We start from the raw sequence: 26013 nt of genomic DNA, 5'->3' as shown, positions 1-26013 counted from the left end.
GACGGGAAGGGCTCAGGTGCGCGCCGAATCGCGCTGGCGATAGCGGTCGAGCGCGACGGCGCCGATGATCACGAGCCCCTTGATGATGTACTGCCAGATGTCGGACACGCCGAGCAGCACGAGGCCGTTTGTCAGTACCGCGATGATCAGCGCGCCGATCAGCGTGCCGACGATCGAGCCGACGCCGCCGACGAAACTCGTGCCGCCGAGGATCACCGCGGCGATCGCGTCGAGTTCGTACGACTGGCCGAGCTGCAGGCCGTTGGCCGCATAGAGCCGCGCGGCCGACATCACCGCGCCGAGGCCCGCGAGCAGGCCGGACGCCGCATATACGAACAGCTGGATCGCCCGCACATTGATGCCCGACAGGCGGGCGGCTTCCGGATTGCCGCCGACCGAATAGATCCGCATCCCGAGCACCGTGCGGCGCAGGATGAACCACGAGATCGCGATCACCGCGCACGCGATCACGACGAGCCAGGGCACACCGAGGATCGAGCCGTTGCCGATGAACGCGAACGGCAATTGCGGATTGAACACGGTCGTGTCGTTGCCGATCAGCCGCGCGACGCCGCGCACGGCCGTCATCGCACCGAGTGTGACGATGAACGGCGGCAGGCGCAGGAACGAGATCAGGCCGCCGTTGATCGCGCCGAACACGAGGCCGACGGCGAGCGCGAACGGCACGCCGAGCCAGCCCCAGCCGGGGATCGTCGACGCGAGCAGTGCGGCGACGGCCGCGGCGGCGAGCACCGAGCCGACCGACAGGTCGATGCCGCCCGTCAGGATCACGAAGGTCATGCCGGCGGCGAGCACGATGTTGATCGATGCCTGCTGCGTGACGATCGACAGGTTCTGCAGCGTGAAGAAGCCGTCGGTCAGGAAGCCGAAGCCGATGCACAGCACCAGCAGCACCGGCAGCATGCCGGCGGTGCGGATCAGCGACTGCATGCGTGCGCGATGATCGGCGACGCGCGACGGGGGAGTACGATCGCCCACCGGATGGGCCGTCGCGGAAGCGAGGTTCCGCTGCTTGGTCGGGTTGATCATTTCGGTAACCTGAATGTAAGAGAAAAATGAAAGAGCGCGGCTCAGTGTGCGTCGGCGAGTTCAGCCTGCGAGCCGGTCGCGAGCGCGATGATCGCTTCCTGCGTGATCGGCGTATGTGTGTGGCCGCCGAGTTCGCCCGCGATCTCGCCTTCGCGCATCACGAGCACGCGGTCCGCGACGCCGATGATCTCCGGCAACTCGCTCGAGATCACGATCACACCCACGCCGGCCCGGGCCAGCTCGTTGATGATCCGGTAGATCTCGGATTTCGCGCCGATGTCGACGCCGCGCGTCGGTTCGTCGAGGATCAGCACGCGCGGCTTCGTCTCGAGCAGGCGCGACAGCAGCACTTTCTGCTGGTTGCCGCCCGACAGCGCGCCGACGTTGACGTTCGCGTTGGGCACGCGGATCGACAGCGACGTTATCGCGTCGCGCGCGCGTTCGGCGCCGCGTGCGAGGTCGAGCGCGCCGAGCCGCGCATCGCGGTTGCAGACCGAGATGTTGATGTTGTCGCGCACGGTCATGTCGAGGAACAGGCCCTGGCGCTTGCGGTCCTCGGTCAGGTAGACGAGGCCCGCATCGATCGCGTCGCGCGGCGAGTGCGCGCCGAACGTGCGGCCGTCCAGCTTTACGTCGCCGCGCACGCGCGGTTCCGCGCCGAAGATCAGCCGCGCGAGTTCGGTGCGGCCGGCACCGACGAGCCCCGCGATGCCGAGCACCTCGCCGGCATGCAGGTCGAGGCTGCAGCCGCGCACGCGCGCGCCGTCGGCGATGTCGCGTACCGACAGCAGCAGGTGGCCGGGATCGTACGGTGCGTGTTCCTTCTTGTAGAAGCCGGAGATGTCGCGGCCGACCATCATCGCGACGAGGCGCTCGGCCGACAGCGATTCGCGTTCGAGCGTGCCGACGTACTCGCCGTCGCGCAGCACCGACACGCGGTCGGACAGTTCGTAGATCTCCGCCATCCGGTGGCTGATGTAGATGATCGCGAGACCTTCCGCGCGCAACTGGCGGATCAGGCGGAACAGGTGTTCGGTTTCACGCGACGACAACGGCGTCGTCGGCTCGTCCATCACGAGGATGCGTGCGCGGGTGTGCACGGCGCGCGCGATCTCGACGAGCTGCTGCTCGGCGATCGACAGCGTGTCGACGAGCGTGTCGGGCCCGAACGATGCGCCGAGGCGCGCGAGCACGTCCTGGCAGCCGCGCGCCATCGCCGCGCGGTCGATCGTGCCCCAGCGCCGGTTGCCGCGGCGCAGTTCGCGGCCGATGTAGATGTTTTCCGCGACGCTCAGGTTCGGCGACAGACACAGCTCCTGGTAGATCACCGCGACGCCCGCATCGCGCGCGGCGAGCGGGCTGTCGATGTCGATGCGTGCGCCGTCGATCAGGATTTCGCCGCCGGCGTCGGCGCGGTACGCACCCGACAGGATCTTCATCAGCGTCGATTTGCCCGCGCCGTTCTCGCCCATCAGCGAATGGATCTCGCCCGGATAGACGGTCAGGCTGACGTTGTCGAGCGCGCGCACGGCCGGGAACGTCTTGCTGATCCGGCGCATTTCGAGCAGCGGGCGGGGCGACTCAGATCGCGACATGGTTCACCTCCTGCGAGTCGGTGCGGGCGCCCTTGAGGATGCCGGCCCGCGGGGAGAAATTGAAGAACATCGGCAACGTCGCCGCGCCGATCGCGCCGGCGTCGGCGCCGAACGTACCGCGCACGAGCACCGGCGTGCCGCGCGCTTCGGGCGCGGTGGCCACGAGCGCCGCGCGCAGGCGGGTCGTTACCGCGTCGAGGAGGCCTGCGTCGGTATCGGCGTCGAGCACGACCACCGGCGCATCGACCACGCACAGTACCGCGCGCAACGCCGGCGCCAGCGCGTCGACGCAGTCGTCGATCCACTCGTCGACGGCCGGCAGCCCGCGGGCGATGCACGCTTCGAGATCGGCGCGGTTCTCGACCGTCTCGCCGTGATGGCGCAGATGGCGCACGAGCGCATGCAGCGACGCGCGCGCGAGCAGGATGTCCCACGGGCCGCGCGGCGGCGGCGCGGAAACCAGCCGACTCGGCGGCACCGGAATCACGGCGATGTCGCCCGCATTGCCGGTCACGCCGCGCAGACAGTCGCCGTCGATCGCGATGCCGCCGCCGATCGCCGGCCCGATGAACAGGTAGACGAAGTCGTCGCACTGCCGGCCGTATCCGTAGAACAACTCGGCGATCGCGGCCGCATTGCCGTCGTTTTCGCCGAACACCGGCAGCGACTGCATGCGGCCGAGGTCGCTGGCGAAATCGACGTCTTCCCACGCGCGGAACGTGTCGGGCGCGAGCCCGAGTTCGCGCATCCACGCGCCGAGGTTGTAAGGCTGCGCAACGCCGATGCCGGTCAGGCGGGCGCGTTCGTGGTCGGGGAGCAGGGCCTGCATCGCGTCGATGTCGTGACGCACGATTTCGAGCACGTCGGCGGGCGGAGGCAGCAGCGTGTCGTGCGAGCGGCGGCCGAGCACGTCGCCCGCGAAGTTGACGAGCGCCGTCTCGATGCGCATGCGGTCGAGATGGACGCCGATGCCGAACGCGCCGCGCGGGTCGAGGCGGATCAGCGAGGCCGGCTGGCCGCGCTGGCCTTCGGTGCGACCCGCGGATTCGATCAGCTTCGCGTCGGCGAGCGATGCGATGATGCTGCCGACCGCCGTGCCCGTCATGCTCGCGAGGCGGGCGAGGTCGGCCTTCGACGCGCTGCCCGCGCGGCGCAGCGTCTTCAGCAACAGGCGCTCGTTGTAACGGCGCACGTTGGCCGAATTGCTTCCCTGGCCGAAGTGCGGGCTTCTCATGGCGTCTCCTTCCATGTTGCGCCGCTCGGCGACGCATTAAATAAATCACGTTGATTTATTTAACCGCGTGAGCGCCGGTATGTCAGCCTAGGGAAATCCCGGTTTTGTCGTGGATGAGGGAGGGCGTGGGCCCTGGGAAACGGGGATGGATCGGCGATACCGAGGAGCGAAAAATTCGGAATTCGTTTGGTGGGCGTGCGATTGCCGCGGAACCGGAAATGAAAAAAGGCCGGCAACAGCCGACCTTTTTCAGAAATCAAGTAGTACCCAGGAGGGCTTCCCGGGTCTGAAAAAGAAAAAGGCCGGCTAGAAGCCGACCTTTTTAAAAACAGATGGTGCCCAGGAGAGGACTCGGTCACCCATGCGCGACCCCGGCTGCGCTTGCAAGCGCAGCCTTTCGAGTCCCCACGCAAAGCGCGCAGGCGCTTTGCTTCCTGGGCCGGAAATGAAAAAAGGCCGGCAAAAGCCGACCTTTTTAAAAACAGATGGTGCCCAGGAGAGGACTCGAACCTCCACGATGTTGCCACCGCTAGGACCTGAACCTAGTGCGTCTACCAATTCCGCCACCTGGGCACGTTTCGCTTTGCTGCATCGCGAAAGACCGCAATTATAGCGTGGCTGAATGGCTTGTCAACAAATTTTGTGCGGCCTTTGAAGCGGGGCGAACAAGAAGCGTGCCGGATGTGCCGTGTCCGGGTATGGCTGCCGGGTCGATCCCGGTGCGGGGGATTGTCGCCGAAGCTGAACGAGCGAATTTCCTGAGCGCATGTTCAAGTCCGTCGCCGGACGTCTGTCGTGCCGCGCTGACTTCCGAACGCAGGCAGTGGACACCGCAACTGTCCGCTCGCTCGACGGCACCATGGGCATCGTGTTGTCGCCGATCGCAACGAAGCGCGACGCACACGCAAGCGAAGTCGCTTGCATCGCGATTATTTCTGTTACTATCGCAGTTACGTTTATGCGGAATGGTCCGCATCAAGGAGATCCTCATGTCAGAAATCGCAGTGGTTTTTCATAGCGGCTACGGCCATGCGGCCGTCATTGCGGACGCAGTCGCTCGTGGTGTCGAGAAGGTCGATGGCGTGTCGGTCAAGCTGATCCCCGTCGACGCGATCGATGAACACTGGGAGTACCTGGAGCGCGATGCGAAGGCGATCGTCTTTGGTTCGCCGACCTACATGGGCAGTGCGTCCGCGCAGTTCAAGGGCTTCATGGACGCGTCGTCGAAGCATTGGGGCAAGTGGCGCGACAAGCTGGCGGCCGGCTTTACGGTGTCGGCTTCGCAAAGCGGCGACAAGCTAGCGACACTGCAGCAACTGGCTGTCTTTGCTGCCCAGCATCAGATGCTGTGGGTCAGCCTCGGTCTGATGCCCGGCAACAACAACAGCAAGGGTTCGGTCAACGATCTGAATCGACTCGGGTCGTTCCTCGGTGCGATGGCGCAGGCAAATGCGGACGAGGGTGGTGACTCGATTCTCGAGAGCGACCGAAAGACGGCCGAAGTGCTGGGCGAGCGTGTCGCGATTGCCGCGAAGCGCTGGAACAGCGCCTGAGGCCGATGGCCGGGCGTCGATGGTCGTCCGGCTGGTGGATGAGCGGGACCGCGAGCAAAGCGCGCAGGCGCTTTGCTTCCTGAGCCTGAAAAAGAAAAAGGCCGGCTAGAAGCCGACCTTTTTAAATAAGTGGTGCCCAGGAGAGGACTCGAACCTCCACGATGTTGCCACCGCTAGGACCTGAACCTAGTGCGTCTACCAATTCCGCCACCTGGGCACGTTTCGCTTACTGCGATGCGAAGACCGCTATTTTAGCGTGTTCAAAGGGACTGTCAACATAATTTCATCGAAAGCGATGAAAAAACTTTGTCCCTCGTTCTCCGGTCGCGCGCCCCGCGATAGCACTCGCCCGTTTGCCGCGAAATCCCGGTGTCGCGCCCCGTTGCCGGGAAGGGCGCATAGGACAAGTACGGAAAACCTCAAATTCTTATGGGACAAGGGGGAAATGAATCCGTTACCAAATAAAAATCAAGGCCGTTCGGGCAACATGCCGGCTTGGCAACCTGCGGCCGCATGCGGCGCAATGTGGTTGCAACGGGCCCGAGCCTGACTGAACGACTGCAGCGTGGCGGGATCACGCGTGCGACGAAGCAAGCGGCCGACCGCCGCAAGCATTCAGGAAGCACGCGAACGCGGTGAACTCGGGCGAATAAAACAATAACGAGGAATGCCACTTCATGCCTGACTGGCTCATTCGAGTCTGGAAAATCGCGACATCCGCATGGCCGCTCACGGCCGGCGTTGCGCTGCTGGCGGCGCTCAGCTGTACGCCGGCTGCCGAAACGCTGCTGTCGCCGCTCGACCGCCTGTACTGGAATTTGGTCGCGGCCGGCGTCGATCACGGCGAACGCGACGATGTCGTCGTCATCGCGATCGACAGGAAGACGATTGACGAACTGGGCGGCGGCGAGAGTTATGCGCGGGCGTCACATGCGCAGGTGCTCGATCGTCTCGGCAGTGCATCGAGCGTCGTGCTCGACATGACGATGTTCGGTCCCGCGCGCGGCGACGATGCGCTCGCGGCCGCGATTGCGCGGCAAGGGCGCGTCGTCCTGCCCGCCCACCTTGCACGCGACAGCACGCATGCCGACACCGTGTTGTTGCCCGCGGCGCAGCTGCGCCGCGCGGCGGCGGCCGTCGGCCAGCGCAACGTCGTGCTCGGCAGCGACCATCTGGTGCAGGGCATCGTGCCGTACGTCCGGATGGACGGTGCGGCCGACGAGCTGCCGCATATCGCACTGCAGGCGATTCGCCTGGCCGGTGCGTCGCTGCCTGCCGGCGATGTGCGCGAGCTCGTGCAGGATCACGTATCGAAGCTCGGGCGTGTCGAAGCGCGCTCGCTCGCACTGTTCCTGCCGGCCCGTTTCGATCTCGATCGTTATTCGTATGTCGATGTGCTGAAAGGGCGCATCCCCGAGTCGGCGTGGCGCGGCCGGATCGTCTTCATCGGCGACGCGATGTCGGATCTGTCTGGTGCGTACGACCTGTCGACGTCGGAAGACGGGCGGTTGCGACGCGTCGAGGTCGATGCGCTGGTGACGCAGGCACTGGTCGACGGCCACATCCTGTGGCGCGAGCCGATGGGGATCCGGGTCGCCGTCAGCGTCGCGGTCGCGACGGGCATGCTGCTGATCTGCATGCTGGTGCCGGGCTGGCGCATGTATGCATTCGCGATCGGGTGGCTGGCCACGTTCGTTGCCGCCGAACTGGCGCTGCTTTTGCATTGGTCGTGCTGGACGCCGCTCGGCCCGTTGTTCGCCGTGTGCGTATTGATCTTCGCGGTGAGCGGCTGGCGGCGCGCCGGCAGCCTGCGTGCGTTCCTGCTGAACGAATACGGGATGCTGCGCGGGCTGGCCGGCAAGCACGCGTTCGTCGGCTCGCCGCATGCGGCAGGCGCCGATGTCGCGACGCCGACCAAGGACGAGGTCGAGATCGCGATGCAGCGCATTCGCGAGTGGCAGACGACCTATGTCGACATGATCGAGACGCTGCCGTATCCGGTCTTCGTCGAACGGCACGGCCGGTTGCTGATGTGCAATGCGCGCGGCCGCGCGATGCTGGAGACGTTCGACGCGGACGGCGACGCGGCCGCGCAGCGCGTGCTGGCGATCGCCCATAACGAAGTGCTCGCCGCGAAGGCGACCGGCAAGATTCACTCGGCCGAGCTGGCACTGAACGGGCGCACGCAGATGATGATGGTGACGCCGTTCGGCGATGGCGACCCGCACAGTTCGACGGCGAGCATGATCTGCCTCGTCGATATCCACAACATCAAGGCCGCGGTCGAAAGTGACCGGTTGACGCTGAGGCACATGGCGCACGACCTGCGCAACCCGCTCTCGACGGTGCTGTCGCTGCTCGAAGAGCGAAACCAGGCCGACGGCGCGACCGACGAGGATTTTCTCGCCGACCTGCACAGGCTCGTCGACTACAGTTTGCGCGTCGCACAGGACTTTACGCAGTTGTCGCGCGCTGAGCATCTCGATACGGACGCATACGTACCGGTGTCGGCGAACGATCTGGCGACGGAAGCGGTCGATCAGCTCTGGCACAGTGCGAACGCGAAGCGCATCCGCGTCGAGGGGCCGCATTACGACGGCGCCGACGTGTTCGTGCTCGGCAACCGCGACATGCTGTTGCGCGCGTTGACCAATCTGCTCGACAACGCGATCAAGTACTCGGCCGAGGATACGGTCGTCGACGTATGGATCGACGCCGACGACCGGCAGGTTTCGGTGGCGGTGCAGGATCACGGGATCGGCATCCCGGCCGGCGCGCTGCGCCGGCTGTTCGAACCGTTTTTCCAGGTCGACGGCACGTATCGCGACGCGAGTCGCGGAGTCGGTCTCGGGTTGCCGTTCGTCAAGGCGGTGATCGAGCGCCACGGCGGATCGGTCGACGTCGAGTCGACACCGGGGCAGGGCAGCCGTTTCACCGTGCGTCTGCCGAGAACCGTGGAGGAAATGCTCGACGACGCGTGACAGGCAGCCGCCTGAACGGCGTAGCGGCGTCGCGATGCGCGATCGTCGACCGATGTTGAAACGAGGTGGATGAAAGGCCGGATCCGGTGTCGCACCGGGCCGGCCTTTTTGCATTCGTGTGTCACGCATGCCACGTCACGATGGACGCCGAAGCCGGATCGTGCGTCGAAACGCGCACGGAGCAAGCGGTTGCATCGTGTAGGTGCTGTTGCCGCGAACGATTGCGATCGCGCTGATGGCGGTCCGCGGTCGGCGGCAGTGCGTGGAGCCCGATGACGCGCAGCAATCGTGCTTCGATCGCAGGTCGGCACGTTGGCGGCCGCTGGCCCGGCCCAGCCTGCACTCGCGCGAAACGCGCGACCGACGTACCTGCGATCGTGGCGTCCAGTACCGGAAACGAAAACGCCCTCGCACGAGGCGAGGGCGAGACCGGCATCAGCCGTTGGGCGCCGCGAGACGCGGGTTTCACGTCGGTCGCGGCGCCGCGATGGCGCCGTCGGCCGGACCAGGCCTATGCCGTTGCTTACTGCTTGTATTCCTCCCAGGCCTGATCCCACGCGGAGCCCTTGCCCGGTTCGTATGCCCACGCCGCCATCGAGCACCAGTTGGTGTACGGGAATGGCTTGCAGCGGTACAGCTTGCCGTGGTTGGAGACGATGTCGCCGTCGTTGTACTTCGTCCCTTCCTTGTACTGCGGGTGATCGCCGCCGCCTTCGCCACCGCCTTCACCGCCGCCACCGCCGCCGTTGCCGCCTTCGTCATCACCGTAGAGCGTCCACGCATCGTTCCACGCGAAACCCTTGCCCGGTTCGTACGCGCTCGGCGCGCCGGAGCACCAGCCGCTGTACGGGAACGGCTTGCACTGGTACAGCTTGCCGAGGTTCGACACGACGTCGCCGGCGTTGTATTGCGTTCCGGCCTTGTACGCCGGGTACTGGCCGCCACCGCCGCCTTCGCCGCCGCCCGTATCCTTCGCCTTCACGAGGACGGTGTGCCGGGCGGTACTCGACAGCTTGCCATCGCTCACCGTGACCGAGAAAACGAACGACTGGTCCTTGGCGAGTTCGGGCGCGGTGAAGCTCAGCGTCGCACCGGCCGGCTTCGCATCGATGCCGCTCGGCACGCCCCACTTGTAGGTCAGCGTGTCGCCGTCCGGGTCCGTCGACTTCTCGGCCGACAGCGTCACGGCCTGACCGGCTTCCGCCGTTGCCGGGCCGCCGAGCTGCGCGACCGGCGGTCGATTCTCCTCGGGCGGCGGTTCGACCGTGGCATCGGCCTGCGCGGTCACGACGACTTGCGCCGTATCCTTCAGGCCCGCCGGATCGGTGACCGTCACGCGGAACGTGTACTTCGTGTCCTGCTTGACGGACGGAACATCGACGCGTGCCTTCGCGCTCGTCGCATCGGCGAGCTTCAGCGGATCGCCGCCGACCTGTTCCCACTTGAAGCTCAGTTTGTCGCCGTCCGGATCGCGCGACTTCGACGCGTCGAGCGTGACCGTTCGCGGCCCGGTGACCGTCATGTCGGCGCCGGCGTTCGCGACCGGCGGATGGTTTTCGGCACCGCCGCCGCCTTCGTCGCCGTGGCCGAGGCCCTTGTGCATCGCGTTCAGGATGTCGCCGTCGTCCGCATCGATTTCCCACGAGAACAGGCCGCCCAGCTGATGCGCGCGCACATAGTCGCCCTTCGCGAGAACCGAACGTTCGTCGTCGAAGGTGAGGAGTTCGCCGGTGCTCTTGTTGAATACGTAGGGCGCTTCGGCCGTCTGGTCGTAGTGATATTCGTAGCCGTTGATACCGGCGTTGTTCGGCCCGATCATCTCGGCCTTGAGCTTCTTGTAGTCGAGGATGCCCGGTTCCCACTGGCCCTTGTGCGGCCCCGTCGCGGTGCCGGTGAACGGATTGCCGTCGGCATAACCGTGCACGCCGTTCCAGCCGCGCGCATAGGCCGCCGCGCCGACGACGAGCTTCTTCGGATCGACGCCCTGCGCGAGCAGCGCCCGGATCGAGTTGTCCGTCGTATATGCGGTGTCCGGCTTCCAGTCCGGCGCGTGCAGCGCGGTCTGATGACCCAGCTCCGTCAGACTGAACGCACCGTAGTAGTCGTACGTCATGTCGAAGATGTAGTCCATGTATTTCGTGGCTTCCTTGTAGTTCACCACGTCGATCTTGTCCTTGCCGGCGCCGATTGCCGACGTCAGCTCGTAGGTCCGGCCGGTTTCCCGCGACAGCTTGTCGAGCATCTGCCGCAGCTCCTTCATCAGCGTCACGTACAGCGGGCCGTCCTTCACCGGATCGCCGAGGGACGGGTTCACGCCCTTGCCGCCGGGGAACTCCCAGTCGATGTCGACACCGTCGAAGAACTTCCACGTGCGCAGCAGCTGCTCGGTCGAATCGACGAACACCTTGCGCTTGGCCGGATCGTGCATCTGGAAGAACGGATCGGACAGCGTCCAGCCGCCGATCGACGGCAGGATCTTCAGGTCGGGATTGCGCTTTTTCGCAGCCATCATCTGGCCGAGCACGCCCTTGAGCTTCGAGTTCGCCGTCTGGCCCGGCAATGCCTTGGCCATCTCGCCATAGGTGTCGTGGATCGCGACGCTGTAGTCGGGCAGGCCCTTGCAACTCTGCAGCAGCGTGTTGAACGAACCCGGCAGGTCCTTCGCGAGCGATGCGTTCACGTCCGCGCCGCCGCAGATCGGAATGAAGCCGTACAGCATGTGCGTGAGGTTCTCGACCGGCACGTTGTCGACGTTGAACTTGCGGTCGTAGATCGACCAGGTGGCGAAGTAGGTGCCGACCACCGAGCCGGACGTGTTCGCATACGGCTTGTGGTTCTTGCTCGCGTTGTTCGGCAGGTTGTCCGCGAGTTCGGGAATCGTATCGAACACCATCACGTCGAGCGGCGCGCTGTCGGTCGCCGCGCCGTTGGCGTCGATGACGCGTACCTGCATCTTCTTCACACCGGGTGTCTTCACGTTCGCGACCACCTGGCCGCTTTGCGTGCCGCCGGGCGTCATCCGGACCTCGGAAGCGGGGTCGACGACGCCGTCCACCACCGCGACTGCCTTCACGGCGGTGCCGTTGCTCCAGATGTCGAACGGCAGCGGCACGTCGACCTTCTTGTTCAGCTTGACGATGTCCTTGTACGGCGCGACACCGGCCTTCTGCATGTCGATCTCGACGAAGCCGTGCGGTTGCGACGTAATTTCGTACTGCTTCAGGCTCGGCGTGCCGGGCGCGGCGAACGCGGCGTTCGCGAAGCTCAGTGCGCTGGCCGCCGCGAGCGCTGCATAGGCGAAGTGCGCGCGATGCAGCGAGCGGCGTCGAACCAAGATGCCGGGAGTCGGTTTATTCGATTTCAATTTGATAGCCATCCATCCTTGTGTTGAAGAAGAGTGCCGGGAAAGCGAGGCCATTCTTTTTCATGGGCCGGACGGCGGCAACGAATCTGAATGCAATCTCAATGCGATCCACGCACCGGAAAGCGGGTGGCCGGCGCGGCGCGCGACGCATCGTTGAGAGATCGTTCAGGAAGATTCGCCGATGCACCGTGCCTGTCGATACTGCACTCCGCGTTTCGTCAGTCAAGCACGCGTCACGCACTGTCCGGCGATCGTTCGCGATTCGTCGATCGAAGCAACTCCCACTCAACTTTCAACCAACGGAATCAGATGAGAACTCGAACAGCGAAAAAGACGCTTTTCACCCTGTCGCCGCTCGTTGCCTGCGCATCGATGTTTTTCGCGCAAGCCGCATTTGCGCACGGCTACCTGTCGGAGCCGCCGTCGCGCAACCTGCTGTGCAGCTCGAAGTCGGGCAAGATCGAAAACTTCAACTGCGGTTCGGTGACCTATGAACCGCAAAGCGTCGAAGGCAAGCAGGGCTTCCCGGCAGCCGGCGCGCCGGATGGCGAGATCGCAAGCGGCGGCGTGACGCAGTTCAGCGAGCTCAACGAGCAGGCCGTCGATCGCTGGAAGATCAACGACATCAAGCCGGGCGCGCAGCAGTTCAAGTGGACCTTCACCGCGCCGCACGTGACGAAGGAATTCAAGTACTACCTGACGAAGCAGGGCTGGAACCCGAACGCGAAGCTCACGCGCGAGCAGTTCGACCTGACGCCGTTCTGCGCGGTCGACGGCGGGATGAAGAAAGCCGACGAGATCGGCCCGCACAACTGCACGATTCCGTCGGACAAGAAGGGCCATCACGTGATGCTGACGACCTGGCACGTCGGCGACACGGCCGGCATGTTCTACAACGTGGCCGACCTCAACATTACCGGTGACGACGGCGGCACCGATCCGGGCAAGCCGAACTGGTCGAACGTCGGCAGCATCGCGCCGACGATGGACCTGAAGGTCGGCGACAAGGTTTCGAATCGCGTGTTCAAGTCGGGCGGCGAAGTGCCGTCGATGAAGACCACCGTGACGATCGGCTCCGCGCAGCAGGGCGAACGCAACATGTGGCCGATGCTGCTCGCGAAGGAAATCAACCGCACGCAGGCAGCGAACCTGATCGCCGGCGTCGAGCGCGACGGCCGTGTCGAGCCGGCACTCGGCAAGAACGACGTGTTCTCGAAGAACACCAGCGGCATCGTGCGCACCGAGACGACCATCGATCACCAGCCGGAAGGCGGCATCGACGAAGGCTTCAGCATTTCGAACAACGGCGAGTTCAAGATCCAGAACGGCAAGGCGACCGCGAAGTTCTTCCTGAAGTTCAACCACGCGAAGGACACGAACGTCACCGTCAAGGTGTACGACGCGTCGAACTCGCTGGTCGGTTCGAAGTCCGCGACGATGCGCATGCAAGGCGACGTGAACGTCGACATCGCGAACGCGAAGGCGGGCAATCACACGGCCGTGGCGACGTCGCAGATCGAAGGCGGCACGCTGAAGCAGGAAACCACCACGTTCAAGCTGACCGGCGAGTCGGGCGGCGGCGAAGGCGCGCAGTGCCAGGCCGAATGGAAGCAGGGCACGGCCTACACGGGCGGCGCGAAGGTGCAGCACAACGGCCGCACGTACGAAGCGCGCTGGTGGACCCAGGACGAGGTTCCGGGCAATCCGGCATCGACCGGCGCCGACCACACCGGCAAGGTGTGGAAGGACCTGGGCGCCTGCAGCAAGTAACGATCTGACGAGGAGATGAAGCGAGCCGCGTGCAGCGATGCGCGCGGCTCTTTCATTTGCCACGGATGCGAACGGGCAGATTGAAACGGTCTTTGAGATTTCCTTGATGAAGATGGAGACATGTTCCTGCCCCCGGGAAAATGACTTCATCGATCGGCGCTTTCCATCAATCGAACTCGCATTCCCGAAAGCGCCTGGCTCACCCGCCGTCTGCAACACGACGGCCCCCGGCCGCGACGTCGCGCCGGGATCTCTACAGAGGGCAAACGACATGAAACCGAACAATCGGAGCTGGACGACGCGACGCGGCCAGCAGGGCTTCACGCTGCTGGAACTGCTGGTCGTGCTGCTGATCATCGCGCTGCTGGCTGGCTATGTCGGTCCGAAGCTGTTCTCGCAGGTCGACAAGGCCAAGGTCAAGTCGACGGAAGCGCAGATGAAGACGCTGGGCGATGCAGCCACGCAATACCGGCTCGACACGGGCCGTTATCCGACGGCCGACGAAGGGCTCGACGCACTGGTCGCGCAGCCGCAAGGCGCCGACGGCTGGAACGGCCCGTATCTCGCGAAGGCCGTGCCGAAGGACGGCTGGGGCCGTGCGTACCAATGGAACGTGCCGAGCCGCGATGGCGAGGCCGAGATCGTGTCGCTCGGGCGGGACGGTCGTGTCGGCGGGAGTGGCATCGATGCTGACCTCGTCTACGGCATGTAAGGGCGTGCGTCGCTGGATCGCGGCGGTGGCGTTGTTCGCCACCTGCGTATCCGGCGCCGCGGCCAAGGACTGCTTCACGAAAGCGGGGGAACGGCACGGCATCGATCCGCTGTTGCTCGCCGCGATCGCGACGGTGGAATCCGCGCTGAATCCGCGCGCGATGAACTGGAACCGGAACGGCACCTACGACATCGGGCTGATGCAGATCAACAGCTCGCACCTGCCGCGTCTCGTGAAGGTCGGCGTGACGCGCAAGCGGTTGATCGACGAGCCGTGTACGTCGATCGACACCGGCGCATCGATTCTCGCCGGATTCATCGAGCGGCACGGCTACACGTGGAACGCGGTCGGCGCATACAACGCCGGATCCTCGCCGAAGCGCGAACCCGCCCGCAAGGCGTATGCGACCAAGGTGTGGCGCGAGTACCACGAGCTGACGAGCGATCGCGACGCGAGCCTCGCGATGCTCGACGAATGGCGGAGGTAGCGATGGACGCATTTCGGGTAAGCGTGCTCGCCGGCGGCAAGGTCACGCAGCAGACGGTCGAGGCCGCGAGCGAGCCGGAAGCGCGCGCGCGCATCGCGGAGCAGGGTGGGGTCGTGCTCGAGGTACGGCGCGATACCCGCATCGGACGCCGCCGGCGCGCAGCGAAGTTCGCGCTGACGCTGTTCCTGCAGGAACTGTCGACGTTGCTCGACGCGGGCCTCGTGTTGATGGAGGCGCTCGAAGCGTTGCGTGACAAGGCGGATTCGGGCAAGGACGCGAAACACGTGATCGACCGGATTCTCGCGGTGATGGTCGAGGGGCAGCCGTTGTCGAAGGCGCTCGCGCAGCAGCCGGCCATTTTTCCGCCGCTGCTCGTCGCGACGATCGAATCGTCGGAGGGCAGCGGCCAGTTGCCGGTCGTCCTGAAGCGCTATCAGCAGTACGAAGTGCGGATCGAACAGGTTCGCAAGCGCGTCACCGGCGCGCTGATCTATCCGGCCGTCGTGATCGGCGTCGGCGTTGCGATCCTGCTGTTCATGGCGTTTTTCGTCATTCCACGCTTCGCGGTGGTGTTCGAGTCGCTCGCGACACTGCCGGCGACGGCCCAGGCAATGCTCTGGTGGGCGACCCTGCTGCGGGAGAACGGGATGGCGGTCGGGTTCGCGGTCGTGGCGTCGTTCGCCGGCGCGGTGCTGGCGATCCGCTCGGCAGCCGTCAAGCGTGCCGCGCAGCGCCTGACGTGGCGCGCGCCGAAAGTGCGCGATATCTGCGCGCTATTCGCGCTCACGCGGTTCTACCGGACTGTCGGACTACTGATCGCGGGTGGTACGCCGGCGATCGTCGCGCTCGATCTGTCCGGCAAGGTGCTGCCCGAGCATTTTCGCGCGCGCCTCGCGGCGGCGCTGACCGACATGCGCGCAGGGCGGCCGGTCGCGGCCGTGCTGGCCGCGCACGAACTGACCACGTCGGTCGCCGAGCGGCTGTTGCGGGTCGGCGAACAGAGCGGCGACCTCGGCGGGATGTGCGAGCACATCGCGCAGTTTCACGACGGTGCGCTCGACCGCGCGATCGAGATGCTCAGCAAGGTGTTCGAACCGGTGCTGATGCTCGCGGTGGGCGCGACGGTCGGCGCGGTGGTCCTGCTGCTCTACATGCCGATCTTCGAATTGGCCGGCAGCGTCGGATAGCGAATCAGGCCGGCAAGGCGTTCGCGATCCCGCTGTCCAACAGGAGAAAACTCAATGAAAACGGAACACATCGTTCAACGCTGGCAGTCGGAATGGGAAGCATCGGGCGTCGGTTTCGCGCAGTACGTCGACGGCCTGCTCGGCGCGGATGCGACGCGGCTCGCGGAAGTGGCGGCCTGCCTCGGCGTCGGCGCGCTCGACGCGGACGCGCTGCGCGCGGCGCCGACGCGTTTCGACCTGCTGCCGCTGCACGACGCGCTGACCTGGCGCGTGCTGCCGGTCGAGCTCGACGGCGCGCCGTGCATGGTCGTTGCCGATCCGTTCGCGCGCCACGTGCGCGACGAGCTGCTCGCGCGCTTCGGCGCGCGGCCGGTCGAACTGGCCATGAGCGTGCCGGGCGAAGTCGAGCGGTTGCTCGGCGACATCGAGTCGAGCGAGCGGCCGATGGACGACGTGACGATCGATACGCAGGGTGACTCGCTCGCGCAGGCGATCGAGTCGATCTCGCTGGCGAGCATCGCGAAGGACGAAAGCCCGATCATCCGGCTCGTCAACACGACGCTTTACGACGCGCTGCAGAGCCGCGCCAGCGATATCCATCTCGAAGCGGTGCCGGACGGCCTGTCGATCCGCTACCGGATCGACGGTGTGCTGCAGTCGATCCGTCACATTCCGGGGCTCGAGGCGGCCGCGCAGACGCTGTCGCGTCTCAAGGTGCTGGCCACGCTCGACATCGCGGAAAAGCGCGTGCCGCAGGACGGCCGTTTCAAGGTCGTGATGCAGGGCCGCGAGATCGATTTCCGCGTGTCGATCATTCCCGGCACCTACGGCGAGAACGCGGTGATGCGCGTGCTCGACAAGTCGCAGCGCGGCGACAGCGTGAGCCTCGACGTGCTCGGCTTCGACGCGCAGACGGCGCGGCGGGTGCGTGCGCTCGCGCATCGGCCGTACGGGCTGATGCTCGTGACCGGGCCGACCGGCAGCGGCAAGTCGACGACGCTGTACGCGGTGCTGTCGGAGGTCAACACCGGCGACGACAAGATCATCACGATCGAGGACCCGGTCGAATACGAGCTGAAGGGCGTGCTGCAGATTCCGGTCAACGAGCGCAAGGGGCTCACGTTCGCGCGCGGGCTGCGCTCGATCCTGCGACACGACCCGGACACGGTGATGGTCGGCGAGATTCGCGACGAGGAAACCGCGTCGATCGCCGTGCAATCGGCGCTCACCGGCCACCGCGTGCTGTCGACCGTGCACGCGAACGACGGGTTCAGCGTGATCGACCGCTTCATCTACATGGGGGTCGAACCGTCGACGTTTCTCGAAGCGTTGAACGGCGTCGTGTCGCAGCGGCTGGTGCGGCGAATCTGCGCGCGTTGCGGCGGCGCGGCAACGGACGGCGCCGACCTGCGCGACGCGGCGCTCGACGAACTGAAGCGCGCGGTCACGCCCGGCCCGGGCTGCGACACGTGCCGCGGCACCGGCTATCACGGCCGGATCGGGCTCGCGGAAGTGCTGACGCTCGACGCGGCGATGAAGGCCGCGTTGCTCGAGCGCTCGATCGAGAAGCGTGCGCAAGCGCTCGCGGATCACGCCGACTATCAGTCGATGCGCGACGCGGGGCTCGCGGCGATTCGCGCACGGCTGACGACGTTCCAGGAGGTGCAGCGTGCGATCGCCGTGGAATGACGTCGTCGCGGTGCTCGACGCCGACACGCTTCGCGTGTGGACGTGCCACGGCTGGCGTGCGCGGCGCGCGGGCCCGCCGCACGCCGCCGTCGCACACGAGGGCCGGCCCGCCGAGGCGCTGGCGCAGGTGCTCGGCGGCCTGCGCAAGGCGCGCTTGCCGCTGCAGAACCGCCTGCATGTCGTCGCCGGGCATCCGTGGACGCATGGCGTCGTGCTGCCCTGGCAGGACGGGCTGGTGTCGGACGCCGCGTGGGACGGTTATGCGCGCGCGCTGTTCGCGGCTCGCGCACAGCGCGGTGCGCTGCGGATCCGCATCGAAGCCGGGCGGCGCGGCCGCGCGCGCCTGGCTGTGGCGGCCTGCGATACGTTGCTCGTTTCGCTCGCGGAAGCGAGCCGCGCGGCCGGCTGGCGGCTCGTCAGCATGCGCGATGCGCTGTCGGCCTCGCTCGACCTGCATGCGGGTCGCCTGGGTGGTGACGACTACCGCTACGCGTTGCTGCAGCCGCGTGTCGTCACGTGCGTGTTTCGCCGCGCGGGCGAGTGGGCCGACGTGGTCACGCTGCCGCGCGCGGGCGGCCGGCGCCTCGACGACTGGTTTGCCGCCGCGGCGCTGATGGCCGGGCAGCCGCTTGCCGGCGCGGCCTTCGCGAGCGCGCTCGATGGCGCGCTGCCGGCCGCGGACGGCGTCACGCTGCTCGACGGCGGCATGGATGATGTGCCCGTGCGCGAGCCGGGAGAGCCGACATGACACGTCCGAGCGAACTGGATTTCGCGGCGTCGCGTGCGCGCATCACGCGGTGGGCGGGCGTCGCACTGTGCGGCGCATTGCTGACCGGCGCGTTCGCCGCGAGCGAGTGGTCGCGCGTCGATCAGTTGCGCGACGAGGTCGACGCAATCGATAGCCGCATCGACCAGCGCAAGCGCGCGATCGAGCGCGAGCAGCGCCGGCAGAAGAGCATGACGCCGGAGCAACGCCGCATTGAACGCGTGCTCACCGAGCAAAAGGCGAGTGCAAAGGGCTCGGGGCTGTCGGTGGTCGACTGGATCGAGCACGCGTGGACACCGCAGATCGCGCTGAAGTCGCTGACGGTCGACAAGGCCGGCCGCGAGGCACGCATCGAAGGCGGCGCGGCGGAACTGTCGCACATCTACATCTTCGTCGACCGCCTGAACGACCGTCACCCGGATCGCAAGATCGGCCTCTTGCAGCACCGCACGAAAGCGGAGGACGGCAAGAACATCTTTCATTTCAGCCTGAGTATCGAACACCCATGACGAACCTGAAAGCAATCGACACCGCGGTGCTCGCCGCGCGGCTGCGCTGGAGCGCTTACGCGGCGGCCCGCAAGCTCGGCGTGCCGGGGCTGCTGGCGGGCGGACTGGTCGTGGCGCTGGTCGGCGCGCATGCGTTCTACCTGCAGCCGGACGGCGAGCATCTCGAGGCCGAGCGCAACGCGCGCACGACGGCGCTGGCTGCGCTGCCGAAGCCGGGGCAAAAAGCCGGCGATGGCGGCATGACGCTTCAGCAGGTGCAGCAGTTGCGCAGCAGCGAGCAGGCGTACTCGATTTTCCAGATCCTGGCGCAGCGCGGCATGGACCGCAAGCACGCGACTTATCGCCGCGAAGTCGAGGTGAAGGGCAAGCTGCGCCGGCTCACGATCAGCATCGCGATGAGCGGCAGCTACGTCGGGCTGCGCGAAGCGATGCGCGAGATCGCGGACCAGCCGATGGTGCGTGTCGAGGGCGTGTCGATCGAACGCGACCGGATCGACAGTGCAAACGTGAGCGCCGACCTGCGGGTCAGCCTGCTGGGGCCGGACACATGATGCGCGCGCCCCTGATTCCGTTCGCGGCCGCGCTCGCGCTGGCCGCCGCCTGCGCCGCGGGCGGCAGTGTCGCGCAGGAGGGCGCCGGCCAGGCGCCGATCGTCGACGTCTTTCCGGCGCAGAGCTGGGCGTCGCTCGGCGCGGAGCCGGCGCGTGACGAGCCGCCGCCTGTCGCGGCGCCCGAACCCGTACCGCCGGCGCTCGACGATCCGATCGACGCGCCGCCGCCGGCTGCGGCGCCGCCGTTCGAGATTGCCGGCGAATGGCGCGAGAACGACCAGCGCATCGTCGTGCTGGAAGGCGCGGGCAGGACGTTCCTGCTGTGCGAATCGCGCTGCGGCGTGCGCGACGCCGTGCTGCCGGGCGGCGAGATCGCCGAAGGCTACCGGCTGAAGAAACTGGGCGAACAGGGCACGGTGATCGTGGCCCGGGACAGCACCGAAGTCGAGCTGTCGCCGCCCGTCCCGATGCGATGACCCCCGAATTCAACATGTGCCGAAACCCATCATGAAACGTAAAGTCAGTCTTTTGCTCCTGATCTCGGCGCTTGCGCTGACAGGATGCGCAAGCACGCCGTTCAACGCCGCGCCCGACGCCGCCGCGACGCCCGCCGAACGACTCGGCACGCTGCAGCAGCAGAAGGAGGCCGCCCCGGACGACATCGCGCTGACGACCGCCGTCGAATTCAGCCGGCAGGACTACGTGCGCGCGGAGTTGAAGGAGGCCGATCGCGAGGTCGCACAGGGCAACCATGCGGCAGCGATCGATCACCTCGGCAACGTGCTGGCCGAGGATCCGGGCAACCTGAAGGCCGGCCAGGCGCTCGAGCAGGTCAAGCGCCACCGGCAGATGGCGGTCGACCTCGCGCGTGCGCAGCGCATTGGCGGCGAGAAGCCGCAGGAAGCGCTCGAGATCGCACGGCGCATCCTCGCCGAGCAGCCGAACCACGCGGACGCGAAACGCCTGCGCGACACGCTGCTGCGCCAGTCGCAGGCCAGCCGCGCGGCGCGCCCGCAACTGTCCGACGCGCTGCGCAAGCCGGTGTCGCTCAACTTCAAACAGCAGCCGCTCGCCAACATCTTCGACGTGATCTCGCGCGTGTCCGGCGTGAACTTCGTGTTCGACCGCGACGTGGATACCAGTCAGGCTGCGACGCTGTTCGCCGAGCGCACGACCGCCGAGGCCGCGATCAACCTGCTGCTGCGCACCAACCAGCTCGAAAAGAAGGTGCTCGACCAGCACACGCTGCTCGTCTACCCGTCGCAGCCCGAAAAATCACGCAACTATACGGAGTTCGCGATCCGCACGTTCTTCCTGTCGCACGCGGACGCGAAATCGGTGATGGCCGCGCTGCGGCAGATGATCAAGCCGAAGGACGTCTACGTGGACGAGCGCGTGAACGCGGTCGTCATGCGCGATACGCCGGAGACGATCCAGGTCGCGGAGCGCGTCGTGATGGGCCTCGACATTCCGCAGTCCGAAGTGACACTCGACGTGCAGGTGCTCGAGGTCAACATGAACGACAGTCTCGATCTGGGTGTCCAGTATCCGGGCAAGATTCAATTCAGCGCGCTCGGTGCCGCGGAGGGCGGCGCGCTCACGCTCGGCGATCTGTTGCGCCTGAATCGCGACCGCGTCGGCGTGTCGAGTGAATCGGGCGGGCTCGCGTTCGCGATCGACCTGCTGCAGAAACAAGGCAAGACCAGGACACTCGCGAATCCGAAGATCCGCGTGCGCAACATGGAGAAGGCCAACATCAAGATCGGCGAGCGCGTGCCGATCGTCACGACCACAAACGCGAACGGCGTCGTCACGGAATCGGTCAGCTACCAGGACGTCGGCCTGATGCTGAAAGTCGAGCCGCGCATCAGCCTGAACGAGGAGGTGAGCGTCAAGGTGAACATGGAAGTCAGCAGCATCCTGTCGAAGGAAACCACGAAGACCGGACTCGTCGCCTATGCGCTCGGCACGCGCAATGCGGAGACGCTGATGACCGCGAAGAATGGCGAAACGCAGATCCTTGCGGGCCTCGTCAAGCGCAATGAAACCGACAGCATTGCCGGGCTGCCGGGCGCATCGGGCCTGCCGGTGATCGGCCGGTTGTTCGGGTCGAACGGCCGCAGCAACGAGCGCACGGAGATCGTGCTGCTGATCACGCCGCACATCGAACGCAATCTCGACCTGCCGACATCGGCGGTGACGACCTTCCTGTCGGGCACCGAGTCGCGCGTGACCACCGAAGCGCTGACGCTCGAATCCGCGCAGGCCGCGCCGGCGCGGTTGCCGTCGTCGGTCGGTCCGGATCTGGATGCGCCGATCGAGCCGGCGAAGTCCGCGGTCGACCGCGCGGCCACGGTGTCCGATACGGCCGAGGCCGTCGAGGCGGAGCCGGAGGCGTCCGTGGAGGCGGACGAGCACGACGCGAAGCGCCCGGCTGCCGAGCCCGGCGCGCGCGGCGCGGGGATGATGCGTACGGTGGCGAATGCGGGGCGGCCGCCGGTTGCGGCGATCAAGGTCGCGCAGGCCGGTCCGACCGGCACCGGGCCGGCAGCACCGCGCGGGAAGGCGAAGCCGGCGGTCGCGTCTTCGCCGAAGGGTGTCGGCCTGCGTTCGACCATTGCTGCCGCGCGCAACGAACTGGATCGCACGGGTGAAGCCGGCGCGCCGCAGCAGCCCGGGCAATCGACCGCGATCGCGCGTGCCGCGGCACCGGTGCCGGCGGCCGGGGCGACGCCGACACGCGCACCGGCCGCGGCTCCGCCGGCACGTGGCGAGAATCGCATCACGGCCGCGGTACGCTCGCTGATCGGCACGTTGCAGGCGTTCGTCGATCGCTTCGCAGGCGGGCGCGAAGCGGCACGGCCGCTATATGCCGATGCGCCGGTGCTGCCGTCGCGCGCGCGGAGCTTCGCATGAGCGTCCGTCGGCGCGTCCGCGCGCGCGGCTTCACGCTGATCGAGCTGATGGTCGCGCTGTCGCTGCTCGCGTTGCTCGCGACCGTCGCACTGCCATTGACCGATCTGGTCAAGCGTCGCGCGGACGAGGCCGAACTGCGCCGTGCGCTGGTGGTGATCCGCTCGGCGCTCGACGCGTACAAGGAGGCGGCGGTCGACGGGCGGATCGAACGCAGCGTCGACGCGAGCGGTTATCCGCCCGACCTGCGCGCACTCGTCGACGGCGTCGAGGACAAGCAGTCGCCGGACGGCGCGCGGCTGTACTTCCTGCGCAGGATTCCCGCCGATCCGATGTGCGAATGCGACGGCAGGGCGCCCGAGGACACGTGGGAGACGCGCAGCTACGCGAGCGATCCCGACGCGTTTTCGTCAGGCGACGACGTGTTCGACATCCGCTCGACCAATCGCAAGGAGGGCCTCAATGGCGTCCCGTACCACCAATGGTAGACGCGCGCACCGCGCCGCCGGCTTCACGCTGATCGAACTGCTCGTCGTGATGGCGATCATCGCGGCGCTGACCGCGTTCGTCGCGCCCGGCTACCTGAAGCAGAGCGACCGCGCGAAGGAAACGGTGCTGCGTCACAACCTGAACACGCTGCGCCAGTCGATCGACGACTACCGGGCCGATCATGGCCGCGATCCCGACACGCTCGATGCGCTGGTCGAGCGGCGCTACCTGCGCGAGCTGCCGCTAGATCCGCTCACCGGCAAGCGCGGCTCGTGGCAGCCGCAGGCCGGCGAGACGGGCGGCATCGCGGACGTGAAGAGCGGCGCGAAAGGGCGTGCGCTCGACGGGAGCGACTATGCGTCCTGGTAACCGGCCGCGCGGCTGCAGGCGACGCAGGCAGCGCGGCATCGCGTATCTCGGCGTGCTGATGCTCGTTGCGGCGCTGGGGCTCGGCATGACGCAGGCCGCGCGGGTCTGGGCGACGGTGCAGCAACGCGAGCGCGAGGCGCAACTGCTGTTCGTCGGCGACCAGTATCGCGCGGCGATCGCCGGCTACTACAATGCGTCGGGAGGCAGCCGCTACCCGGCGTCGCTCGACGCGCTGCTCGAGGATCGCCGCGGCCTGCCGACGCTGCGTCACCTGCGGCGCCTGTACGCCGATCCGCTGACCGGATCGACGCAGTGGGGGCTCGTAAAAGCGCCGGACGGCGGCATCATGGGCGTGTTCAGCGAGGCGCCAGGGCAGCCGCTGAAGCGCCAGGGTTTCCCCGCGCGCTACGACGCGTTCGGCGACAGCGATGCGTATGGCGAATGGGCTTTTGTTTACTTGCCGCCCGCCCCGGCCGACGCAGCGGCGCCTGCGGACGGTGCGGCACACTGAGATCGGAACGAACATGATCGTCGCAATACTCGAAGACATCGTGACCCAGGCGGGCGTCGTTGCCGGCTGGCTCAACAAGGCGGGCTACGACACGGAAGTGCGGCACGACGGCGACAGCTTCGTCGAGCTGGTGCGCTCGCAGCGTGTCGACGTGCTGCTGCTCGACTGGGACGTGCCCGGCAAGTCGGGGATCGACGTGATGCGCTGGGCACGCGAATCGTTCGCCGACGCACTGCCGATCATCATGATGACGCAGCACGACGGCGAGAACGACATCGTGTTCGGCCTGAACAGCGGCGCCGACGACTATCTGATCAAGCCGCTGCGGGAGCGCGAGCTGGTCGCGCGCGTGAATGCACAGGTGCGCAAATACTATCCGCAGACGCAGCGCGCGAAGATCGTCGAGGTCGGCAAGTTCGCGCTCGACGTGAGCGCGCATGCGGCGACCGTCGACGGCGTGCCGGTCGAACTGTCGCAGCGCGAGTTCGAGCTCGCACTGATGCTGTTCGAGAGCGTGGGGCAGATCGTGTCGAAGGACATGATGATCAAGCGCATCTGGGGCGGCGTCGACCGGAAGTACGACGCGACGCTGGCCACCTATGTCAGCAAGTTGCGGTCGAGCCTCGGGCTGCGGCCGAAGAACGGGCTCGCGATCACGACGGTCTACAACTACGGGTATCGGCTGGAGCGTACCTGAGCCGGGCCGGCGGGTAGGGCCGCCGGTGCCGATCTTCCGCGAGCCGGTCATTCGGCTCTTCCTGCTCATCGATTGCCGCCGCCGATTCGAGCGGCGTGTTTGGCCTGCCTGCGTGCGATCGCGTTCGCGCATTGAGGATTCTTCCAGATTTGTTTGGCCGCCACGGCGCGGCCGGAATAATGCCTGCGAACTCGACGGGTTCGCTGTTCCGCTGTCACGGACTGGCAACGGACATCCTCACCTTTCTTTCCAGGCATTCGATGAAACAGTACCAAAAACATCTCGTGTTTGCCGCGCTGATGGCGGCGTTCGGTTCGACGTCCGCGCTGGCGGCGGACGGCACGATCAACTTCCACGGCAAGATCGTCGCGACGACCTGCCAGATCGACAACAGCAATATCCAGGTGCCGCTCGGTGCGATCGGTGTCGACCAGCTTGCCGCGGCGGGCCAGGAGAGCCGTCGCGTGCCGTTCCAGATCGCGCTGAGCGCGTGCGACGACCAGTTGAACGGCGTGCGTGCGCAGTTCGAAGGCATGGCGCACGGCGACGATCCGACGCTGCTCGCGATCGGCAGCGGCGGCACGGACGACGCGAAAGGCGTCGGCATCCAGTTGATGCACGATGACGGCGAGCCGATCGGCATCAACAGCGAGACCGACACGCTCCAGCTGACGCCGGGCAGCAACGTGCTGAACTTCGCCGCGAACTACGTCTCGACTTCCGACCAGACCGAGGCGGGCGAGGCGAACGGCACGGCGTCGTTCACGCTGCACTACCGTTGAGCGCAGGGGATCGACCGATGACGACTCGATTCGTGCAGCGCATGCTCGCGTGTGTGCTCGGCCTGTGCGTGACCCACGGCGCGCTCGCGGGCATCGTGGTCGGCGCGACGCGCGTGATCCTGCAGGAGGACAGGCGCGAGGCCGTCGTGCCCGTGAAGAACACGGACGGCCAGCCGTATGTCGTGCAGGCATGGATCGATGGCGGGCAGGGGGAAGGCAGCGCGAAGGCGCCGTTCTTCGTCACGCCGCCGCTGTCGCGGCTTGATCCCGGCAAGGAAAACCTGTTGCGCGTGATGCGCGTCAAGCATGCGCTGCCGGCCGACCGCGAGTCGATGCTGTGGCTGAACGTGAAGGAGATCCCGGCTGCGCCGAAGCAGGAGAACGTGCTGCAGATCGCGATCCAGACGCGCCTCAAGGCGTTCTACCGGCCGCAGGGGTTGACCGGCTCGGCCGCCGACGCGTCCGCGGCGCTGACGTGGCGCATCGTGCCGTCGGGCGACGGCACGATGCTGTCGGTGCACAATCCGACGCCCTATCACGTCACGTTCGCGAAGATCGGTGTGGACGCCGGCGCCTCCGAGGACGTCGATCTCGAGATGGCGCCGCCGCTGCAGACGACGACCTACCCGCTGCGCACGATCCGGGCGATGGTGACGCAGCCGGGTGCGCTGACGTTCAGCACGATCAACGACTACGGCGCCGTGACGCCACCCGTCACGGTGACGATGCCGGCCGACGACGCCTGACGCGGCGCGGTGTGCGAAGCGTGCCGACGGCCGCTTCGCACACCGCAGTTTCCGACCT

The 26013-nt window shown here is 66.7% G+C and carries 23 protein-coding genes and 2 tRNA genes; 19 read left to right on the top strand and 6 right to left on the bottom strand.

Annotation, left to right across the window (positions count from 1 at the left end; all coding sequences use genetic code 11):
* Positions 1-12 precede the first annotated feature (12 nt).
* From VL15_RS05990 to VL15_RS05975, 4 genes are all read right to left on the bottom strand, one after another.
* Positions 13-1050, bottom strand: a complete 1038-nt coding sequence (locus VL15_RS05990) for an ABC transporter permease subunit (protein ID WP_048243958.1) — start codon at positions 1048-1050, stop codon at positions 13-15.
* A gap of 41 nt (positions 1051-1091) precedes the next feature.
* Entirely contained in the window at positions 1092-2645 is a 1554-nt protein-coding gene (locus tag VL15_RS05985; RefSeq protein ID WP_048243956.1) for a sugar ABC transporter ATP-binding protein, read from the bottom strand.
* The gene (locus VL15_RS05980) at positions 2632-3879 is read right to left on the bottom strand and encodes an ROK family protein (protein WP_048243954.1); all 1248 of its coding nucleotides are present in this window, start codon (positions 3877-3879) and stop codon (positions 2632-2634) included. The genes VL15_RS05985 and VL15_RS05980 overlap by 14 nt, the downstream gene beginning before the upstream one ends.
* A 486-nt stretch (positions 3880-4365) precedes the next feature.
* Positions 4366-4452: transfer RNA gene (locus tag VL15_RS05975), tRNA-Leu, on the bottom strand.
* Between the two features lie 416 nt (positions 4453-4868).
* Between VL15_RS05975 and VL15_RS05970 the strand changes: the two genes are divergently transcribed.
* Positions 4869-5432: a flavodoxin family protein gene (locus tag VL15_RS05970; RefSeq protein WP_048244363.1), complete on the top strand. Its 564-nt coding sequence runs from the start codon at positions 4869-4871 to the stop codon at positions 5430-5432.
* 130 nt (positions 5433-5562) lie between these two features.
* Here the strand turns inward: VL15_RS05970 and VL15_RS05965 are convergent.
* A tRNA-Leu gene (locus VL15_RS05965) sits at positions 5563-5649 on the bottom strand.
* Between the two features lie 460 nt (positions 5650-6109).
* Here VL15_RS05965 and VL15_RS05960 point away from each other — a divergent pair.
* Positions 6110-8413 carry an ATP-binding protein gene (locus VL15_RS05960; protein ID WP_048243952.1) on the top strand — a complete coding sequence of 768 codons (2304 nt, stop codon included), beginning with the start codon at positions 6110-6112 and terminating at the stop codon, positions 8411-8413.
* A 523-nt stretch (positions 8414-8936) separates the two neighbouring features.
* Here VL15_RS05960 and VL15_RS05955 read toward each other — a convergent pair.
* Positions 8937-11747 (bottom strand): glycosyl hydrolase family 18 protein, encoded by a 2811-nt coding sequence (locus VL15_RS05955; protein WP_329955932.1) that lies wholly within the window; start codon positions 11745-11747, stop codon positions 8937-8939.
* Between the two features lies 1 nt (position 11748).
* Between VL15_RS05955 and VL15_RS42615 the strand changes: the two genes are divergently transcribed.
* From VL15_RS42615 to VL15_RS05875, 17 genes are all read left to right on the top strand, one after another.
* Entirely contained in the window at positions 11749-11934 is a 186-nt protein-coding gene (locus VL15_RS42615) for a hypothetical protein (protein WP_196319552.1), read from the top strand.
* A 152-nt stretch (positions 11935-12086) separates the two neighbouring features.
* Complete coding sequence (gene gbpA / locus VL15_RS05950; protein ID WP_048243949.1) at positions 12087-13547, top strand: N-acetylglucosamine-binding protein GbpA; 1461 nt, start codon at positions 12087-12089, stop codon at positions 13545-13547.
* Between the two features lie 271 nt (positions 13548-13818).
* Positions 13819-14259, top strand: coding sequence for a type II secretion system major pseudopilin GspG (gspG, locus tag VL15_RS05945; RefSeq protein WP_048243947.1), 441 nt, complete (start codon positions 13819-13821; stop codon positions 14257-14259).
* Positions 14234-14746 (top strand): lytic transglycosylase domain-containing protein, encoded by a 513-nt coding sequence (locus tag VL15_RS05940; RefSeq protein ID WP_048243945.1) that lies wholly within the window; start codon positions 14234-14236, stop codon positions 14744-14746. Before gspG ends, VL15_RS05940 begins: the two co-directional genes overlap by 26 nt.
* 2 nt (positions 14747-14748) lie before the next feature.
* On the top strand, positions 14749-15933 hold the full coding sequence (locus VL15_RS05935; RefSeq protein ID WP_048243942.1) for a type II secretion system F family protein: 1185 nt from the start codon (positions 14749-14751) through the stop codon (positions 15931-15933).
* Positions 15934-15987: 54 nt separating this feature from the next.
* Positions 15988-17622, top strand: a complete 1635-nt coding sequence (locus VL15_RS05930; RefSeq protein ID WP_048243940.1) for a GspE/PulE family protein — start codon at positions 15988-15990, stop codon at positions 17620-17622.
* Positions 17603-18370: a hypothetical protein gene (locus VL15_RS05925; protein WP_230684350.1), complete on the top strand. Its 768-nt coding sequence runs from the start codon at positions 17603-17605 to the stop codon at positions 18368-18370. Before VL15_RS05930 ends, VL15_RS05925 begins: the two co-directional genes overlap by 20 nt.
* Complete coding sequence (locus VL15_RS05920) at positions 18367-18897, top strand: hypothetical protein (RefSeq protein ID WP_048243938.1); 531 nt, start codon at positions 18367-18369, stop codon at positions 18895-18897. Before VL15_RS05925 ends, VL15_RS05920 begins: the two co-directional genes overlap by 4 nt.
* The gene (locus VL15_RS05915; RefSeq protein ID WP_048243936.1) at positions 18894-19448 is read left to right on the top strand and encodes a hypothetical protein; all 555 of its coding nucleotides are present in this window, start codon (positions 18894-18896) and stop codon (positions 19446-19448) included. The genes VL15_RS05920 and VL15_RS05915 overlap by 4 nt, the downstream gene beginning before the upstream one ends.
* Complete coding sequence (locus VL15_RS05910) at positions 19448-19924, top strand: hypothetical protein (RefSeq protein ID WP_230684349.1); 477 nt, start codon at positions 19448-19450, stop codon at positions 19922-19924. Before VL15_RS05915 ends, VL15_RS05910 begins: the two co-directional genes overlap by 1 nt.
* 31 nt (positions 19925-19955) lie before the next feature.
* Positions 19956-22364 carry a secretin N-terminal domain-containing protein gene (locus tag VL15_RS05905; RefSeq protein WP_048243933.1) on the top strand — a complete coding sequence of 803 codons (2409 nt, stop codon included), beginning with the start codon at positions 19956-19958 and terminating at the stop codon, positions 22362-22364.
* Positions 22361-22849, top strand: a complete 489-nt coding sequence (locus VL15_RS05900) for a prepilin-type N-terminal cleavage/methylation domain-containing protein (protein WP_048243931.1) — start codon at positions 22361-22363, stop codon at positions 22847-22849. The genes VL15_RS05905 and VL15_RS05900 overlap by 4 nt, the downstream gene beginning before the upstream one ends.
* Positions 22824-23219, top strand: a complete 396-nt coding sequence (locus VL15_RS05895; RefSeq protein WP_048243929.1) for a type II secretion system protein — start codon at positions 22824-22826, stop codon at positions 23217-23219. Before VL15_RS05900 ends, VL15_RS05895 begins: the two co-directional genes overlap by 26 nt.
* Positions 23206-23730: a hypothetical protein gene (locus tag VL15_RS05890; protein WP_048243928.1), complete on the top strand. Its 525-nt coding sequence runs from the start codon at positions 23206-23208 to the stop codon at positions 23728-23730. Before VL15_RS05895 ends, VL15_RS05890 begins: the two co-directional genes overlap by 14 nt.
* A 13-nt stretch (positions 23731-23743) precedes the next feature.
* Positions 23744-24427 carry a response regulator transcription factor gene (locus tag VL15_RS05885; protein ID WP_048243926.1) on the top strand — a complete coding sequence of 228 codons (684 nt, stop codon included), beginning with the start codon at positions 23744-23746 and terminating at the stop codon, positions 24425-24427.
* Between the two features lie 260 nt (positions 24428-24687).
* Entirely contained in the window at positions 24688-25209 is a 522-nt protein-coding gene (locus VL15_RS05880; RefSeq protein ID WP_048243925.1) for a fimbrial protein, read from the top strand.
* A 17-nt stretch (positions 25210-25226) separates the two neighbouring features.
* On the top strand, positions 25227-25955 hold the full coding sequence (locus VL15_RS05875) for a molecular chaperone (RefSeq protein ID WP_048243923.1): 729 nt from the start codon (positions 25227-25229) through the stop codon (positions 25953-25955).
* The last annotated feature ends 58 nt before the right edge of the window (positions 25956-26013 follow it).

This window comes from Burkholderia cepacia (assembly GCF_001039005.1).
In the GTDB taxonomy this organism is placed as follows: domain Bacteria; phylum Pseudomonadota; class Gammaproteobacteria; order Burkholderiales; family Burkholderiaceae; genus Burkholderia; species Burkholderia theae.
The sequence above is the reverse complement of the archived record's forward strand: the minus strand, read 5'-3'. Positions and strand labels throughout refer to the sequence as shown.

What these genes read in the sequence shown, in the direction of transcription:
- VL15_RS05990 (WP_048243958.1), bottom strand. Translation starts at nt 1,050, where the DNA reads ATGATCAACCCGACCAAGCAGCGGAACCTCGCTTCCGCGACGGCCCAT.
- VL15_RS05985 (WP_048243956.1), bottom strand. Translation starts at nt 2,645, where the DNA reads ATGTCGCGATCTGAGTCGCCCCGCCCGCTGCTCGAAATGCGCCGGATC.
- VL15_RS05980 (WP_048243954.1), bottom strand. Translation starts at nt 3,879, where the DNA reads ATGAGAAGCCCGCACTTCGGCCAGGGAAGCAATTCGGCCAACGTGCGC.
- VL15_RS05970 (WP_048244363.1), top strand. Translation starts at nt 4,869, where the DNA reads ATGTCAGAAATCGCAGTGGTTTTTCATAGCGGCTACGGCCATGCGGCC.
- VL15_RS05960 (WP_048243952.1), top strand. Translation starts at nt 6,110, where the DNA reads ATGCCTGACTGGCTCATTCGAGTCTGGAAAATCGCGACATCCGCATGG.
- VL15_RS42615 (WP_196319552.1), top strand. Translation starts at nt 11,749, where the DNA reads ATGCCGGGAGTCGGTTTATTCGATTTCAATTTGATAGCCATCCATCCT.
- gbpA (WP_048243949.1), top strand. Translation starts at nt 12,087, where the DNA reads ATGAGAACTCGAACAGCGAAAAAGACGCTTTTCACCCTGTCGCCGCTC.
- gspG (WP_048243947.1), top strand. Translation starts at nt 13,819, where the DNA reads ATGAAACCGAACAATCGGAGCTGGACGACGCGACGCGGCCAGCAGGGC.
- VL15_RS05940 (WP_048243945.1), top strand. Translation starts at nt 14,234, where the DNA reads ATGCTGACCTCGTCTACGGCATGTAAGGGCGTGCGTCGCTGGATCGCG.
- VL15_RS05935 (WP_048243942.1), top strand. Translation starts at nt 14,749, where the DNA reads ATGGACGCATTTCGGGTAAGCGTGCTCGCCGGCGGCAAGGTCACGCAG.
- VL15_RS05930 (WP_048243940.1), top strand. Translation starts at nt 15,988, where the DNA reads ATGAAAACGGAACACATCGTTCAACGCTGGCAGTCGGAATGGGAAGCA.
- VL15_RS05920 (WP_048243938.1), top strand. Translation starts at nt 18,367, where the DNA reads ATGACACGTCCGAGCGAACTGGATTTCGCGGCGTCGCGTGCGCGCATC.
- VL15_RS05915 (WP_048243936.1), top strand. Translation starts at nt 18,894, where the DNA reads ATGACGAACCTGAAAGCAATCGACACCGCGGTGCTCGCCGCGCGGCTG.
- VL15_RS05910 (WP_230684349.1), top strand. Translation starts at nt 19,448, where the DNA reads ATGCGCGCGCCCCTGATTCCGTTCGCGGCCGCGCTCGCGCTGGCCGCC.
- VL15_RS05905 (WP_048243933.1), top strand. Translation starts at nt 19,956, where the DNA reads ATGAAACGTAAAGTCAGTCTTTTGCTCCTGATCTCGGCGCTTGCGCTG.
- VL15_RS05900 (WP_048243931.1), top strand. Translation starts at nt 22,361, where the DNA reads ATGAGCGTCCGTCGGCGCGTCCGCGCGCGCGGCTTCACGCTGATCGAG.
- VL15_RS05895 (WP_048243929.1), top strand. Translation starts at nt 22,824, where the DNA reads ATGGCGTCCCGTACCACCAATGGTAGACGCGCGCACCGCGCCGCCGGC.
- VL15_RS05890 (WP_048243928.1), top strand. Translation starts at nt 23,206, where the DNA reads ATGCGTCCTGGTAACCGGCCGCGCGGCTGCAGGCGACGCAGGCAGCGC.
- VL15_RS05885 (WP_048243926.1), top strand. Translation starts at nt 23,744, where the DNA reads ATGATCGTCGCAATACTCGAAGACATCGTGACCCAGGCGGGCGTCGTT.
- VL15_RS05880 (WP_048243925.1), top strand. Translation starts at nt 24,688, where the DNA reads ATGAAACAGTACCAAAAACATCTCGTGTTTGCCGCGCTGATGGCGGCG.
- VL15_RS05875 (WP_048243923.1), top strand. Translation starts at nt 25,227, where the DNA reads ATGACGACTCGATTCGTGCAGCGCATGCTCGCGTGTGTGCTCGGCCTG.